Origin of the sequence: Pseudomonas sp. LAMO17WK12:I5 (assembly GCF_900215165.1) — a bacterium.
Classification (GTDB): Bacteria; Pseudomonadota; Gammaproteobacteria; order Pseudomonadales; family Pseudomonadaceae; genus Aquipseudomonas; species Aquipseudomonas putida_A.
Genome location: NZ_OBDS01000010.1, coordinates 1 through 15,627, shown reverse-complemented (window position 1 = coordinate 15,627; position 15,627 = coordinate 1). Strand labels below are relative to the sequence as shown.

The 15,627-nt window shown below is 55.8% G+C and carries 12 protein-coding genes, 1 tRNA gene and 1 pseudogene; all 14 read right to left on the bottom strand.

Translation table 11 applies throughout. From position 1 onward, the window contains the following. Positions 1-149 (bottom strand): GTP-binding protein (locus tag CRO59_RS18330; protein ID WP_256214500.1); only part of this gene is annotated, 149 nt, incomplete at its 3' end. A gap of 31 nt (positions 150-180) precedes the next feature. Beyond that, positions 181-2,286 (bottom strand): elongation factor G, encoded by a 2,106-nt coding sequence (gene fusA, locus CRO59_RS18325; RefSeq protein ID WP_007962223.1) that lies wholly within the window; start codon positions 2,284-2,286, stop codon positions 181-183. 30 nt (positions 2,287-2,316) lie between these two features. Then, complete coding sequence (gene rpsG, locus CRO59_RS18320) at positions 2,317-2,790, bottom strand: 30S ribosomal protein S7 (protein WP_003228745.1); 474 nt, start codon at positions 2,788-2,790, stop codon at positions 2,317-2,319. 107 nt (positions 2,791-2,897) lie between these two features. Next, on the bottom strand, positions 2,898-3,269 hold the full coding sequence (gene rpsL, locus CRO59_RS18315) for a 30S ribosomal protein S12 (protein ID WP_003186084.1): 372 nt from the start codon (positions 3,267-3,269) through the stop codon (positions 2,898-2,900). A gap of 215 nt (positions 3,270-3,484) precedes the next feature. After that, entirely contained in the window at positions 3,485-7,684 is a 4,200-nt protein-coding gene (gene rpoC / locus CRO59_RS18310; RefSeq protein WP_027614261.1) for a DNA-directed RNA polymerase subunit beta', read from the bottom strand. Positions 7,685-7,747: 63 nt separating this feature from the next. After that, a complete protein-coding gene (rpoB, locus tag CRO59_RS18305) occupies positions 7,748-11,821 on the bottom strand; it encodes a DNA-directed RNA polymerase subunit beta (RefSeq protein ID WP_027614262.1) in 4,074 nt (1,357 codons plus the stop codon). A gap of 221 nt (positions 11,822-12,042) precedes the next feature. After that, entirely contained in the window at positions 12,043-12,408 is a 366-nt protein-coding gene (gene rplL / locus CRO59_RS18300) for a 50S ribosomal protein L7/L12 (RefSeq protein ID WP_033703494.1), read from the bottom strand. Between the two features lie 79 nt (positions 12,409-12,487). Then, positions 12,488-12,988 (bottom strand): 50S ribosomal protein L10, encoded by a 501-nt coding sequence (gene rplJ / locus CRO59_RS18295; RefSeq protein WP_097090498.1) that lies wholly within the window; start codon positions 12,986-12,988, stop codon positions 12,488-12,490. A 198-nt stretch (positions 12,989-13,186) separates the two neighbouring features. Beyond that, entirely contained in the window at positions 13,187-13,882 is a 696-nt protein-coding gene (gene rplA / locus CRO59_RS18290; RefSeq protein ID WP_003228754.1) for a 50S ribosomal protein L1, read from the bottom strand. Beyond that, positions 13,882-14,313: a 50S ribosomal protein L11 gene (gene rplK / locus CRO59_RS18285; protein ID WP_003228756.1), complete on the bottom strand. Its 432-nt coding sequence runs from the start codon at positions 14,311-14,313 to the stop codon at positions 13,882-13,884. Before rplK ends, rplA begins: the two co-directional genes overlap by 1 nt. A 117-nt stretch (positions 14,314-14,430) precedes the next feature. Further along, positions 14,431-14,964 (bottom strand): transcription termination/antitermination protein NusG, encoded by a 534-nt coding sequence (gene nusG / locus CRO59_RS18280; protein ID WP_025113545.1) that lies wholly within the window; start codon positions 14,962-14,964, stop codon positions 14,431-14,433. A gap of 9 nt (positions 14,965-14,973) precedes the next feature. Beyond that, positions 14,974-15,342: a preprotein translocase subunit SecE gene (secE, locus tag CRO59_RS18275; RefSeq protein ID WP_041074957.1), complete on the bottom strand. Its 369-nt coding sequence runs from the start codon at positions 15,340-15,342 to the stop codon at positions 14,974-14,976. A 45-nt stretch (positions 15,343-15,387) separates the two neighbouring features. Then, positions 15,388-15,463 (bottom strand) — tRNA-Trp (locus CRO59_RS18270). Positions 15,464-15,516: 53 nt separating this feature from the next. Further along, positions 15,517-15,627 (bottom strand): annotated as a pseudogene (locus CRO59_RS18265) (elongation factor Tu); the annotation flags it as partial.

The following is a 15,627-nucleotide window of genomic DNA, read 5'->3' as shown; positions in this document are numbered from 1 at the left end:
ATCTTGTCGAATTCAACTACGGCCGAACCGAAAACTTCGGAGCAGACGCGAGTCAGAGCAGCGGTCAGAGTGGTTTTACCGTGGTCAACGTGACCGATGGTGCCAACGTTGACGTGCGGTAGGGAACGATCAAATTTTTCTTTAGCCACGACAATTAACTCCTAGCCTAAAGGGGCTGAATCAGCCTTGTTTTTTGGTTACGGATTCGACGATGTGCGACGGAGCCGTATCGTATTTTTTGAATTCCATAGAGTAGCTTGCGCGACCCTGGGACATGGAACGAACGTCGGTCGCATAACCGAACATCTCACCCAGTGGAACCTCGGCACGGATAACCTTGCCGGACACTGTGTCTTCCATACCCTGGATCATGCCGCGACGACGGTTAAGGTCGCCCATTACATCACCCATATAGTCTTCAGGCGTAACAACCTCTACCGCCATGATCGGCTCGAGCAACTCACCACCGCCCTTCTGGGCCAGTTGCTTGGTCGCCATGGAAGCAGCCACTTTAAACGCCATCTCGTTGGAGTCGACGTCGTGGTAAGAACCATCGAACACGGTAGCCTTCAGGCCGATCAGCGGATAGCCGGCAACAACGCCGTTCTTCATCTGCTCTTCGATACCCTTCTGGATAGCCGGGATGTATTCCTTAGGAACCACACCACCTACAACTTCGTTCACGAATTGCAGACCTTCCTGACCTTCGTCAGCAGGAGCAAAACGGATCCAGCAGTGACCGAACTGGCCGCGACCACCGGACTGACGAACGAACTTGCCTTCGATTTCACAGTTCTTCGTGATGCGCTCACGATACGAAACCTGAGGCTTGCCGATGTTGGCTTCGACGTTGAACTCACGGCGCATCCGGTCAACCAGGATGTCCAGGTGCAGCTCGCCCATGCCGGAGATGATCGTTTGACCAGTCTCTTCATCAGTTTTAACGCGGAAAGACGGGTCTTCCTGAGCCAGCTTGCCCAGTGCGATACCCATTTTTTCCTGGTCATCCTTGGTCTTAGGCTCTACGGCAACCGAAATAACCGGCTCCGGGAAGTCCATGCGAACCAGGATGATTGGCTTGTCAGCGTTGCAGAGGGTTTCACCAGTGGTGACGTCCTTCATGCCGATCAGGGCCGCGATGTCGCCAGCGCGTACTTCCTTGATCTCTTCACGGGCGTTTGCGTGCATTTGCACCATACGGCCCACGCGCTCTTTCTTGCCTTTAACCGAGTTGATCACGCCGTCGCCGGAGTTCAACACGCCCGAGTAAACACGGACGAAGGTCAAAGTACCCACGAATGGGTCGGTAGCGATTTTGAACGCCAGTGCCGCGAACGGCTCGTCATCACTTGCGTGACGCTCCATTTCCTCTTCCTCGTTATCAGGGTTCGAGCCCTTGATAGCTGGAATGTCGGTTGGAGCAGGCAGGAAGTCGATAACGGCGTCGAGAACCAGGGGAACGCCCTTGTTCTTGAACGACGAACCGCACACAGCCAGAACGATTTCGCCAGCGATAGTGCGCTGACGCAGAGCGGCCTTGATCTCTTCGATCGACAGCTCTTCGCCTTCCAGGTACTTGTTCATCAGCTCTTCACTGGCTTCGGCCGCAGCCTCAACCATGTTGCTGCGCCACTCAGTAGCCAGCTCGAGCATGTCCGCAGGGATTTCCTTGCGAACAGGAACCATACCCTTGTCAGAGTCGTTCCAGTAAACAGCCTGCATGTTGATCAGGTCGATCTGGCCCTGGAAGTTGTCTTCCGAACCGATAGCCAGCTGAATCGGCACCGGAGTGTGACCCAGACGCTGTTTGATCTGACCGATCACGCGCAGGAAGTTGGCACCAGCACGGTCCATCTTGTTTACGTAAACAAGACGTGGAACGCCGTATTTGTTGGCTTGACGCCATACGGTTTCCGACTGAGGCTCAACACCCGAAGTACCGCAGAATACAACGACAGCGCCGTCGAGTACGCGCAGGGAACGTTCAACTTCAATGGTGAAGTCTACGTGGCCCGGGGTATCGATGACGTTGAAACGGTGCTCGTGCGGGTACTGCTTCTCGGAACCTTTCCAGAAGGCGGTAATGGCAGCAGAAGTAATGGTAATACCACGCTCCTGCTCCTGAACCATCCAGTCTGTGGTCGCGGCGCCGTCATGCACCTCGCCCATTTTGTGACTTTTGCCAGTGTAAAAAAGGACGCGCTCGGTGGTGGTGGTTTTACCAGCATCCACGTGAGCGACGATACCGATGTTACGGTAGCGACTAATCGGAGTAGTACGAGCCATAAAGCCCTCGCAAAATTAGTGAAGCTAAAATTAGAAGCGGTAGTGCGAGAAAGCTTTGTTGGCTTCGGCCATACGGTGCACGTCTTCACGCTTCTTAACAGCAGCACCTTTACCTTCAGCAGCATCCAGCAGTTCGCCAGCCAAGCGCAGAGCCATAGACTTCTCGCCACGCTTACGGGCGAAGTCTACCAACCAGCGCATTGCCAGAGCGTTACGGCGGGAAGGACGAACCTCGACCGGAACCTGGTAAGTAGCACCACCAACGCGGCGCGACTTCACTTCGACCAGCGGAGCGATGGCGTCGAGTGCTTTTTCGAAGAGTTCCAGGGGATCGGTGCCGGCCTTACGAGCCTTCACGGTTTCCAGGGCACCATAAACGATACGCTCGGCAACGGCTTTCTTGCCGCTTTCCATAACGTGGTTCATGAATTTGGCGAGGATCTGGCTTCCGTATTTCGGATCGTCCAGAATCTCACGCTTTGCTGCTACGCGACGTCTTGGCATGATAAGCCCTCAAGCGGTCTTCAGGTTAGTTCGGGACAGATCCAGTGGATGCAAGCCCGACCTTACTCTTATCGACTCAATAAAATGAAAATCTGCAAAACGACCGATTACTTCGGACGCTTGGTACCGTACTTCGAACGACCCTGGTTACGGCCTTTAACGCCGGAAGTATCCAAGGAGCCGCGAACGGTGTGGTAACGAACACCTGGCAAGTCTTTTACACGACCGCCGCGGATCAGTACCACGCTGTGCTCTTGCAGGTTGTGGCCTTCACCACCGATGTACGAGGAAACCTCGAAACCGTTGGTCAGACGCACACGGCATACTTTACGCAGTGCCGAGTTAGGTTTTTTCGGCGTAGTGGTGTACACACGGGTGCACACGCCACGACGTTGCGGGCAGTTCTGCAGCGCAGGTACGTCGGATTTCTCGACGATACGCTTACGCGGCTGACGTACCAGCTGGTTGATAGTTGCCATCTACTAGCTCCACTGTTGTCTTGCGACGCTATTGTCTTGCAAGAAAAGCAAAATGACAGGAACGGATTCCCGCCAAATTTAGGGGATCAAGAGTCTAAAGAGGATCTTGTCCCCAGTCAAGGCAAGGCCCCGACCTCCCCGCCCGTCGAACCTTGACAATTTGTCTCGATTCGACGAACGGAGCGATCAGGGCCTCAGCTTAGTTACCGCAGAACTCAGTTACCGCTCGAGTTCAGCGCTTCGGTCAGTGCAGCTTCCACTTCACTGGCGCTTACGCGCAACGGCTTGTCTGCATCACGACGACGCTTGCGCTCGCTGTGATATGCCAGACCGGTACCGGCCGGGATCAGACGACCCACAACCACGTTTTCTTTCAGGCCGCGCAGATAGTCGCGCTTGCCGGTGACTGCCGCTTCGGTCAGTACGCGAGTGGTTTCCTGGAAGGAAGCCGCCGAGATGAACGATTCGGTGGACAACGACGCCTTGGTGATACCCAGCAGAACGCGAGTGAACTTGGAGACAAACTTGTCTTCCGCGCTCAGACGTTCGTTCTCTACCAGTACGTGAGTCAGTTCCATCTGGTCGCCCTTGATGAAGCTGGAATCGCCGGACTCGGAGATCTCAACTTTACGCAGCATCTGACGCAGGATGGTCTCGATGTGCTTGTCGTTGATCTTCACGCCTTGCAGACGGTAAACGTCCTGGATCTCGTTCACGATGTACTTGGCCAGCGCGCTCACACCCAGCAGACGCAGGATGTCGTGCGGATCGCTCGGACCGTCGGAGATAACTTCGCCGCGGTTTACCTGTTCGCCTTCGAACACGTTCAGGTGACGCCACTTCGGAATCAGCTCTTCGTACGGATCGCTACCGTCGTTCGGGGTAATGACCAGACGGCGCTTGCCTTTGGTCTCTTTACCGAACGCGATGGTGCCGCTGACTTCAGCCAGAATCGACGCTTCCTTCGGACGACGAGCTTCGAACAAGTCGGCAACACGCGGCAGACCACCGGTGATGTCACGGGTCTTCGAAGTTTCTTGCGGGATACGAGCGATAACGTCACCGATCGCGATCTTCGCACCGTCCGCAACACCGACCAAGGCGTTGGCTGGCAAGAAGTACTGAGCGATAACGTCAGTGCCTGGCAGCAACAGATCCTTGCCGTTGTCGTCGACCATCTTCACTGCTGGACGGATTTCTTTGCCCGCAGCTGGACGATCTTTCGCGTCGAGTACTTCAATGTTGGTCATACCGGTCAATTCGTCAGTCTGACGCTTGATCGTGATGCCTTCTTCCATGCCCACGTAGGTCACGGTACCTTTCATTTCGGTAACGATCGGGTGAGTGTGCGGATCCCACTTGGCCACGATTGCGCCAGCGTCGACCTTGTCACCTTCTTTAACCGAAATCACAGCACCGTACGGCAGCTTGTAACGCTCACGCTCACGACCGAAGTCATCAGCGATTGCCAGCTCACCGGAACGGGACACGGCAACCAGGTGACCATCCACTCGCTCAACGTGTTTCAGATTGTGCAGACGGACAGTACCGCCATTCTTCACCTGAACGCTGTCGGCTGCGGAAGTACGGCTTGCCGCACCACCGATGTGGAACGTACGCATCGTCAGCTGGGTACCCGGCTCACCGATGGACTGGGCAGCGATAACGCCGACCGCTTCACCGATGTTCACCTGGTGACCACGAGCCAGATCACGGCCGTAGCACTTGGCGCAAATGCCATAGCGGGTTTCGCAGCTGATCGGCGAACGCACGATCACTTCGTCGATGCTGTTCAGCTCGATGAACTCGACCCACTTCTCGTCTACCAGGGTACCGGCAGGAACGATGACGTCCTCGGTGCCTGGCTTGAATACGTCACGGGCAATAACACGACCCAGTACGCGCTCACCCAACGGCTCTACAACGTCACCGCCTTCAATGTGCGGAGTCATCAGCAGACCGTGTTCGGTGCCGCAATCGATCTCGGTTACAACCAGATCCTGCGCCACGTCTACCAGACGACGAGTCAGGTAACCGGAGTTCGCAGTTTTCAACGCGGTATCCGCCAGACCTTTACGAGCACCGTGAGTCGAGATGAAGTACTGAAGTACGCTCAGACCTTCACGGAAGTTCGCAGTAATCGGCGTTTCAATGATGGAACCGTCCGGCTTGGCCATCAGACCACGCATACCGGCCAGCTGACGAATCTGTGCTGCGGAACCCCGCGCACCCGAGTCGGCCATCATGTACATCGAGTTGAAGGACTCTTGGTCGACTTCATCACCGTGACGGTCGATGACTTTCTCTTTCGAGAGGTTGGCCATCATCGCCTTGGAAACTTCGTCGTTCGCCTTCGACCAAAGGTCGATCACTTTGTTGTACTTCTCGCCCTGGGTTACCAGGCCGGAGGCGTACTGGCTCTCGATCTCTTTCACTTCGTCGGTGGCTGCACCGATGATGCGGGCTTTTTCGTCCGGGATAACGAAGTCGTTAACACCGATAGAAACGCCGGAGATGGTCGAGTAAGCGAAGCCGGTGTACATCAACTGGTCAGCGAAGATCACGGTCTCTTTCAGACCAACCACGCGGTAGCACTGGTTGATCAGCTTGGAGATCGCCTTTTTCTTCATTGGCAGGTTGACGACATCGTACGACAGACCTTTTGGCACAACCTGGAACAGCAGCGCACGGCCGACAGTGGTGTCGACGATACGAGTGTTACTCACGCTGTTGCCGTCACGGTCGTTGACGGTTTCGTTGATACGGACCTTGACCTTGGCGTGCAGTGCGGCTTCGCCGGCACGGAACACACGGTCAACTTCCTGCAGATCCGCGAACACACGACCTTCGCCCTTGGCGTTGATCGCTTCACGAGTCATGTAGTAGAGACCCAATACAACGTCCTGCGACGGAACGATGATTGGCTCACCGTTGGCTGGCGACAGAATGTTGTTGGTCGACATCATCAACGCACGCGCTTCGAGCTGGGCTTCCAGCGTCAGCGGTACGTGCACGGCCATTTGGTCGCCGTCGAAGTCGGCGTTGTACGCGGCACAGACCAGCGGGTGCAGCTGAATAGCCTTACCTTCGATCAGTACCGGTTCAAACGCCTGGATACCCAGACGGTGAAGGGTCGGTGCACGGTTGAGAAGAACCGGGTGTTCGCGAATCACTTCAGCGAGAACGTCCCAAACCTCTGGCAGTTCGCGCTCGACCATTTTCTTGGCCGCTTTGATGGTGGTCGCGAGACCACGCATTTCCAGCTTGCCGAAAATGAACGGTTTGAACAGCTCGAGAGCCATCTTCTTCGGCAGACCGCACTGGTGCAGACGCAGAGTCGGACCTACGGTAATTACCGAACGACCGGAGTAGTCAACACGCTTACCGAGCAAGTTCTGACGGAAACGACCCTGCTTACCCTTGATCATGTCAGCCAGGGATTTCAGAGGACGCTTGTTCGAACCGGTGATAGCGCGGCCACGACGACCGTTGTCGAGCAGTGCATCGACAGCTTCCTGCAACATACGCTTTTCGTTGCGCACGATGATGTCCGGCGCGGACAGATCCAGCAGGCGCTTCAAACGGTTGTTACGGTTGATCACTCGACGATACAGATCGTTGAGGTCGGAAGTCGCGAAGCGACCGCCATCCAGCGGGACCAGTGGACGCAGATCTGGCGGCAGAACCGGCAGAACGGTCAGCACCATCCACTCTGGCAGGTTGCCGGAACCCTGGAAGGCTTCCATCAACTTCAGACGCTTGGACAGCTTCTTGATCTTGGTTTCCGAGTTGGTTTGCGGAATTTCTTCGCGCAGACGGCCAATCTCGTGCTCCAGGTCGATAGCGTGCAGCAGTTCACGGACAGCTTCTGCACCCATGCGGGCGTCGAAGTCATCACCAAATTCTTCCAGCGCTTCGAAGTACTGCTCGTCGTTCAGCAGCTGACCCTTTTCAAGGGTGGTCATGCCTGGATCGATAACGACGTAGCTCTCGAAGTAGAGAACGCGTTCGATATCACGCAGGGTCATGTCCATCAGCAAGCCGATACGGGACGGCAGCGATTTCAGGAACCAGATATGGGCAACCGGCGAAGCCAGTTCGATGTGCGCCATGCGCTCACGACGAACCTTGGCCAGTGCAACTTCAACGCCGCACTTCTCGCAGATCACACCACGGTGCTTCAAGCGCTTGTACTTACCGCACAGGCACTCGTAATCCTTTACCGGGCCAAAGATCTTGGCGCAGAACAGACCGTCACGCTCAGGTTTGAACGTACGGTAGTTGATGGTTTCCGGCTTTTTAACTTCGCCGAACGACCACGAGCGGATCATCTCAGGCGAGGCCAATCCGATACGGATGGCGTCGAACTCTTCGACTTGACCCTGGTTTTTCAGCAAATTCAGTAGGTCTTTCAAGGCCTTTCCTCCTGGCGGAGCAGAGAGCGGGCAGTCCTGCCCCGCTCTCGATCGCGTCACGTGTTATTCGGTTTCCAGATCGATATCGATGCCGAGGGAACGAATTTCCTTGATCAACACGTTGAAGGACTCGGGCATGCCCGGCTCCATACGGTGATCGCCATCCACGATGTTTTTGTACATCTTGGTACGGCCGTTCACATCGTCCGACTTCACTGTGAGCATTTCTTGCAGAGTGTAAGCGGCACCGTATGCTTCCAGTGCCCAGACCTCCATCTCCCCGAAACGCTGACCACCGAACTGTGCCTTACCACCCAGCGGCTGCTGGGTAACCAGGCTGTACGAACCGGTAGAACGCGCGTGCATCTTGTCGTCTACCAAGTGGTTCAGCTTCAGCATGTACATGTAGCCAACGGTAACTGGACGCTCGAACTTGTTGCCGGTACGGCCGTCAGTCAGCTGCATCTGGCCGCTTTCCGGCAGGTCTGCCAGTTTCAGCATGGCCTTGATTTCGCTTTCCTTGGCGCCGTCGAACACTGGAGTGGCCATTGGAACGCCGCCACGCAGGTTTTTCGCCAGATCCAGAATTTCCTGATCGGAGAAGCTGTCCAGATCTTCGTTACGACCGCCGATCTGGTTGTAGATCTCGTCCAGGAAGGTACGCAGTTCAGCGACTTTACGCTGCTCTTCGACCATCCGGTTGATCTTCTCGCCCAGACCTTTGGCCGCGAGGCCCAGGTGGGTTTCAAGGATCTGACCAACGTTCATACGCGAAGGTACGCCCAACGGGTTGAGGACGACGTCGACCGGGGTGCCATTGGCATCGTGCGGCATGTCTTCAACCGGCATGATCACGGAGACCACACCTTTGTTACCGTGACGACCGGCCATCTTGTCGCCCGGCTGAATGCGACGACGGATTGCCAGGTAAACCTTGACGATTTTCAGCACGCCTGGAGCCAGGTCATCGCCCTGCTGCAGTTTGCGCTTCTTGTCTTCGAACTTGTCGTCCAGCAGACGGCGGCGATCAACGATGTAGGCCTGAGCCTTCTCGAGCTGCTCGTTCAGAGCATCTTCAGCCATGCGCAGTTTGAACCACTGACCATGCTCAAGACCGTCGAGAACTTCGTCGGTGATGTCCTGACCTTTCTTCAGACCGGCGCCGCCTTCAGCCTTGTGGCCTACCAGAGCGGAGCGCAGACGTTCGAAGGTCGCGCCTTCAACGATACGGAACTCTTCGTTCAGATCCTTGCGGATCTCGTCCAGCTGGGACTTCTCGATCGACAGAGCACGAGCATCACGCTCAACGCCGTCGCGGGTGAAGACCTGTACGTCGATGACAGTACCTTTGGTGCCGGTTGGCACGCGCAGGGAGGTGTCTTTAACGTCGCTGGCTTTTTCACCGAAGATCGCACGCAGCAGTTTTTCTTCCGGAGTCAGTTGGGTCTCGCCTTTCGGAGTGACCTTGCCCACCAGGATGTCGCCTGCGCCTACTTCAGCACCTACATAAACGATACCGGCTTCGTCCAGCTTGTTCAGTGCAGCTTCACCCACGTTCGGGATGTCCGCAGTGATTTCCTCTGGGCCAAGCTTGGTGTCACGGGCCACACAGGTCAGTTCCTGAATGTGGATCGTGGTGAAGCGGTCTTCCTGAACCACACGCTCGGACAGGCAGATGGAGTCTTCGAAGTTGAAGCCGTTCCATGCCATGAACGCGATGCGCATGTTCTGACCCAGTGCCAGTTCACCCATGTCGGTGGACGGGCCGTCGGCCATGATGTCGCTACGCTGAACGCGATCACCCTTGCTCACCAGCGGACGCTGGTTGATGCAGGTGTTCTGGTTCGAGCGGGTGTATTTGGTCAGGTTGTAGATGTCGACACCGGCTTCACCGGTTTCAACTTCGTCATCAGCAACACGAACCACGATACGGCTGGCATCAACGGAGTCGATCACGCCGCCACGACGAGCCACGACGCAAACGCCGGAGTCGCGAGCCACGTTACGCTCCATGCCCGTACCTACCAGCGGCTTGTCAGCGCGCAGGGTTGGTACAGCTTGACGCTGCATGTTCGAACCCATCAACGCACGGTTGGCGTCGTCGTGCTCGAGGAACGGAATCAGCGACGCTGCAACCGAAACTACCTGCTTCGGCGAAACGTCCATCAGGGTGACGTCTTCCGGCGCCTTGACGGTGAATTCGTTCAGGTGACGTACGGCTACCAGTTCGTCGATCAGGACTTTCTGCTCGTTCATGGTCGCCGAAGCCTGCGCGATCACATGATCGGCTTCTTCAATGGCGGACAGGAACACGATCTCGTCGGTGACTACACCCTCTTTCACCACACGGTACGGGCTTTCCAGGAAGCCGTACTGGTTGGTGCGGGCATAAGCAGCCAGGGAGTTGATCAGACCAATGTTCGGACCTTCCGGCGTTTCAATCGGGCAGACACGACCATAGTGAGTCGGGTGTACGTCACGGACTTCAAAGCCTGCGCGCTCACGAGTCAGACCGCCAGGGCCGAGTGCAGAGACACGACGCTTGTGGGTGATCTCGGACAGCGGGTTGTTCTGGTCCATGAACTGCGAGAGCTGGCTGGAACCGAAGAACTCCTTCACCGCCGCAGCCACTGGCTTGGCGTTGATCAGGTCTTGCGGCATCAGGCCTTCGCTTTCAGCCATCGACAGACGCTCTTTGACCGCACGCTCAACACGTACCAGGCCAACGCGGAACTGGTTCTCGGCCATTTCGCCTACGCAGCGAACACGACGGTTACCCAGGTGGTCGATGTCATCGACGATGCCTTTACCGTTACGGATGTCGACCAGAGTCTTCAGGACCGCGACGATGTCTTCCTTGCACAGCACGCCCGAACCTTCGATCTCGGTACGACCGATACGACGGTTGAACTTCATCCGGCCGACCGCAGACAGGTCATAGCGCTCAGGGCTGAAGAACAGGTTGTTGAACAGGGTTTCGGCAGCGTCTTTGGTCGGCGGCTCGCCTGGACGCATCATGCGATAGATCTCGACCAGTGCTTCCAATTGGTTGCTGGTGGAGTCGATCTTCAGCGTGTCGGAGATGAACGGACCGCAGTCGATGTCGTTGGTGTACAGAGTTTCGATGCGAACAACGCCGGCCTTGGCGATTTTCGCCAGGACTTCGGTCGACAGCTCGGTGTTGCACTCTGCCAGGATTTCGCCGGTAGCTGGATGCACGATGACCTTGGCGGTGGTACGACCCAGGACGTAGTCCAGAGGCACGTCCAGCTCTTTGATCCCGGCCTTTTCCAGCTGGTTGATGTGGCGGGCAGTAATACGACGGCCCTGCTCGACAATAACCTTGCCTTTATCGTCCTGGATATCGAGAACAGCCACTTCACCGCGCAGACGCTGAGGCACCAGTTCCAGGCTCAGGCCTTCGCCTTTAACGTGGAATACGTTGGTGGTGTAGAAAGCGTCCAGCACTTCTTCGGTGGTGTAGCCGAGCGCGCGCAGCAGCACCGAGGCCGGCAGCTTGCGACGACGGTCGATACGCACAAATACGCAGTCTTTCGGGTCGAACTCGAAGTCCAGCCACGAACCGCGGTAAGGGATGATGCGCGCGGAGTACAGCAGTTTACCGGAACTGTGCGTCTTGCCGCGGTCGTGGTCGAAGAACACGCCCGGGGAACGGTGCAGCTGGGAAACGATAACACGCTCGGTACCGTTGATTACGAAGGTACCGTTCTCAGTCATCAATGGGATTTCGCCCATGTAGACTTCTTGCTCTTTGATGTCCTTGATCGCTTTGTTCGACGATTCTTTGTCGAAAATGATCAGGCGCACTTTTACCCGCAAAGGTACGGCGAAAGTTACACCGCGCAATACGCATTCTTTGACATCAAATGCCGGTTCGCCCAAGCGATAACCGACGTACTCCAGCGCAGCATTGCCGGAGTAGCTGATGATCGGGAAAACGGATTTGAAGGCCGCATGCAGGCCCACGTCGCGGAACTGATCTTTAGTCGCTCCCGCTTGCAAGAATTCACGATACGAATCCAGCTGGATGGCCAGGAGGTACGGCACATCCATGACGTCCGGCAACTTGCTAAAGTCCTTGCGGATACGTTTTTTCTCAGTATATGAGTAAGCCATCAGCGTTCCCCAGCTTGGTCACCTGCTTGTTTGGCCCCTCCCGACGGGAGTAGCCAGAAAATCGTGCAAACCCCATGGTTTGCGCCACCGCATCGGGTGGTTACAGCGCCTTTATCAGCACCGACCCAGTCGGCTGCCAATAACGGAAAAAGGCCGGTGGCAAGAGCCACCAGCCATCAGCCTGTCGCTTGACGCTCGGGCTGGAGGAGCAAAGTCGATACTTATTTCAGTTCGACTTTAGCGCCTGCTTCTTCCAGCTTCTTCTTGGCGTCTTCAGCAGCTTCTTTCGAAACACCTTCAGCTACAACCTGAGGAGCGCCGTCTACTTTCTCTTTGGCTTCTTTCAGGCCCAGACCGGTCAGTTCACGAACTGCCTTGATCACGTTAACCTTCTTCTCGCCAGCTTCCAGCAGAACAACGTTGAACTCGGTTTGCTCTTCAACAACAGCGGCAGCAGCAGCTGGACCAGCAGCAGCAACAGCAGCGGTCACGCCGAAGGTTTCTTCCATTGCTTTGATCAGCTCAACAACTTCCAGAACAGTTTTCTGGCCGATTGCTTCGATGATTTGTTCGTTAGTCAGAGACATGACTCAATTCCTGATTTGGTGGACAGCCTGTACGGCCGTCGAAATAAACAAAAATACGCGAGATTGGAAACGCTCAGCCTCAGGCTGCAGCAGCTTCTTTCTGATCGCGAATTGCCGCCAGAGTACGAGCCAGCTTGCTGGTAGCGCCTTGAATCACGCTCATCAGTTTCGCAATAGCTTCGTCGCGAGTTGGCAGGCTTGCCAGCACGTCGATCTCATTCGCTGCGAGGAACTTGCCCTCGAACGCAGCTGCCTTGATCTCGAACTTGTCCTGACCCTTGGCGAACTCTTTGAAGATACGGGCAGCAGCGCCCGGATGTTCGTTCGAGAATGCAATCAGGGTCGGGCCGGTGAACACGTCGTTGAGAACACTGTAATCAGTGTCAGCAACAGCGCGCTTGAGCAGGGTGTTACGTACGACACGTACGTAAACGCCAGCTTCACGAGCCTCTTTACGGAGTCCGGTCATTGCGCCTACTGTTACGCCACGGGCATCAACCACGACAGCGGACAGAGCGACTTTGGCAGCCTCGTTGACTTCAGCGACGATGGCCTTCTTGTCTTCGAGATTAATTGCCACGGGTTTAACTCCTGCTTGTTACCGTTTCACTCGGTCGAAACCGAATGTCGTTTTGGTGTCTGATTCGGTAAGGAACCGGGAGCACCATCTGCGTAGGCTTGTGGTTTAAGGCTTGCGCCGCCTACGGTCTTGGATAGCCCCCGCCAGGCAGGGACCCCAATCTTTCAATTGGCGCGAATAATCGCGCCAACCTTTGTCTTACGCGTCCAGCGAGCTCTGGTCGATAACCAGACCTGGGCCCATAGTGGTGCTCAGGGTAACGCGCTTGACGTAAATACCTTTCGAGGAAGCTGGCTTGATACGCTTCAGATCAGCGATCAGGGCTTCAACGTTTTCCTTCAGCTTGACGGCATCGAAGCCGATCTTGCCAACGGAAGTGTGGATGATGCCGTTTTTGTCGGTGCGATAACGAACCTGACCAGCCTTGGCGTTTTTAACCGCGGTAGCTACGTCTGGAGTTACGGTGCCGACTTTCGGGTTAGGCATCAGGCCACGTGGACCGAGGATCTGACCCAGCTGACCTACAACGCGCATGGCATCCGGGGATGCGATCACTACGTCATAGTTCAGGTCGCCGCCTTTCATTTCGGCAGCCAGGTCGTCCATACCTACACGGTCAGCGCCGGCAGCCAGAGCGGCCTCAGCAGCTGGACCCTGGGTGAACACAGCAACGCGAACGGTCTTGCCAGTGCCGTGTGGCAGCACAGTAGCGCTACGAACAACCTGGTCGGATTTACGCGGGTCTACACCCAGGTTTACAGCAACGTCGAACGACTCGCTGAACTTGACAGTCGACAGCTCAGCCAGCAGAGCAGCAGCGTCTACAATGTTGTAGGCCTTGCCTGCTTCGATTTTGCCGGCGATAGCCTTTTGACGCTTGGTCAGCTTAGCCATTACACACCCTCCACGTTAAGGCCCATGCTACGAGCAGAACCGGCGATAGTACGCACGGCTGCATCCATATCAGCTGCAGTCAGATCCGCGTTTTTGGTTTTCGCGATTTCTTCCAGCTGAGCACGGGTAACAGTGCCAACCTTAACGGTGTTCGGACGAGCGGAACCGCTGGTCAGACCGGCCGCCTTCTTCAGCAGAACCGAAGCAGGGGTGGATTTGGTTTCGAAAGTGAAGCTACGGTCGCTGTAGACAGTGATGATCACTGGAGTCGGCAGACCTGCTTCAAGACCCTGAGTACGGGCGTTGAAAGCCTTGCAGAATTCCATGATGTTCACGCCGTGCTGACCCAGAGCAGGACCAACAGGTGGGCTTGGGTTAGCCTGAGCGGCCTTCACTTGCAGCTTGATGTAAGCGGTAATCTTCTTGGCCATGAGGCACTCCAATTACGGGTTCGAACGCCTCGAAAGGCTCCCCGGTTACTTGCGCGTTTATCCCAGTGACGACAAAACCCCACAGCCTAGGGCTGCGGGGTTGGGATGCTTGTTCAGCTAGACCTTTTCGACCTGACTGAACTCCAACTCTACCGGAGTAGAGCGACCGAAAATAAGCACTGCCACCTGGACACGGCTCTTTTCGTAGTTAACTTCTTCGACGGTGCCGTTAAAGTCAGCGAATGGACCGTCAGTAACACGAACTACCTCACCCGGCTCAAACAGAGTCTTCGGTTTCGGCTTATCGCTACCATCAGCCACGCGACGCAGAATGGCTTCCGCCTCTTTGTCGGTGATTGGAGCAGGCTTGTCGGCGGTACCGCCAATGAAGCCCATCACCCGAGGAGTATCCTTGACCAAGTGCCAAGTACCCTCATTCATATCCATCTGTACCAGCACATAGCCTGGGAAGAACTTGCGTTCGCTTTTGCGCTTCTGGCCATTACGCATTTCAACCACTTCTTCAGTGGGAACCAGAATTTCGCCGAAGCCATCTTCCATGCCAGCCAGCTTAACGCGCTCAATCAGCGAGCGCATGACATGCTTCTCGTAACCCGAGTAAGCATGCACAACGTACCAACGCTTAGCCACGGGACACCCTTAGCCGACAATCAAGGAAACAAGCCAGCCGAGCAGGGAATCAACACCCCACAACAGCAACGCCATAACGATAACCACAGCAACAACGATCAACGTTGTCTGCGTGGTTTCCTGGCGAGTTGGCCATACGACTTTACGAATCTCAGTGCGCGCTTCCTTAACCAGTACAAAGAACGACTTGCCCTTTGCAGTCTGCAGGCCTACAAAGGCAGCTACAGCAGCAATTACGAGCAAAGCGAGTACACGGTACAGGATCGGCGAAGCAGCGTAATACTGATTGCCAACTACACCCACAACCACCAAAGCGGCTACCACAAGCCACTTGAGCAGATCGAAGCGAGAGCCTTGAGCTTCAGCCTTAGGAGTCATCTATGAAGATCCTGTGAAAAGAAAGCCAGACACACCGAGTGAATCTGGCAGGTCAGGAGGGAATCGAACCCCCAACCTACGGTTTTGGAGACCGTCGCTCTGCCAATTGAGCTACTGACCTAAAACAAAATCAGGCCGACCATTATGCCGGCCCGAAAAATACATTACAACCGCTTATTCGATGATTTTAGCTACGACGCCAGCGCCGACGGTACGACCGCCTTCACGGATAGCGAAACGCAGACCATCTTCCATCGCGATGGTTTTGATCAGGGTAACAGTCAT

Excerpts from the sequence above, each read along its gene's own strand:
- fusA (WP_007962223.1), bottom strand. The coding sequence starts at position 2,286 with ATGGCTCGTACTACTCCGATTAGTCGCTACCGTAACATCGGTATCGTC.
- rpsG (WP_003228745.1), bottom strand. The coding sequence starts at position 2,790 with ATGCCAAGACGTCGCGTAGCAGCAAAGCGTGAGATTCTGGACGATCCG.
- rpsL (WP_003186084.1), bottom strand. The coding sequence starts at position 3,269 with ATGGCAACTATCAACCAGCTGGTACGTCAGCCGCGTAAGCGTATCGTC.
- rpoB (WP_027614262.1), bottom strand. The coding sequence starts at position 11,821 with ATGGCTTACTCATATACTGAGAAAAAACGTATCCGCAAGGACTTTAGC.
- rplL (WP_033703494.1), bottom strand. The coding sequence starts at position 12,408 with ATGTCTCTGACTAACGAACAAATCATCGAAGCAATCGGCCAGAAAACT.
- rplA (WP_003228754.1), bottom strand. The coding sequence starts at position 13,882 with ATGGCTAAGCTGACCAAGCGTCAAAAGGCTATCGCCGGCAAAATCGAA.
- rplK (WP_003228756.1), bottom strand. The coding sequence starts at position 14,313 with ATGGCCAAGAAGATTACCGCTTACATCAAGCTGCAAGTGAAGGCCGCT.
- secE (WP_041074957.1), bottom strand. The coding sequence starts at position 15,342 with ATGACTCCTAAGGCTGAAGCTCAAGGCTCTCGCTTCGATCTGCTCAAG.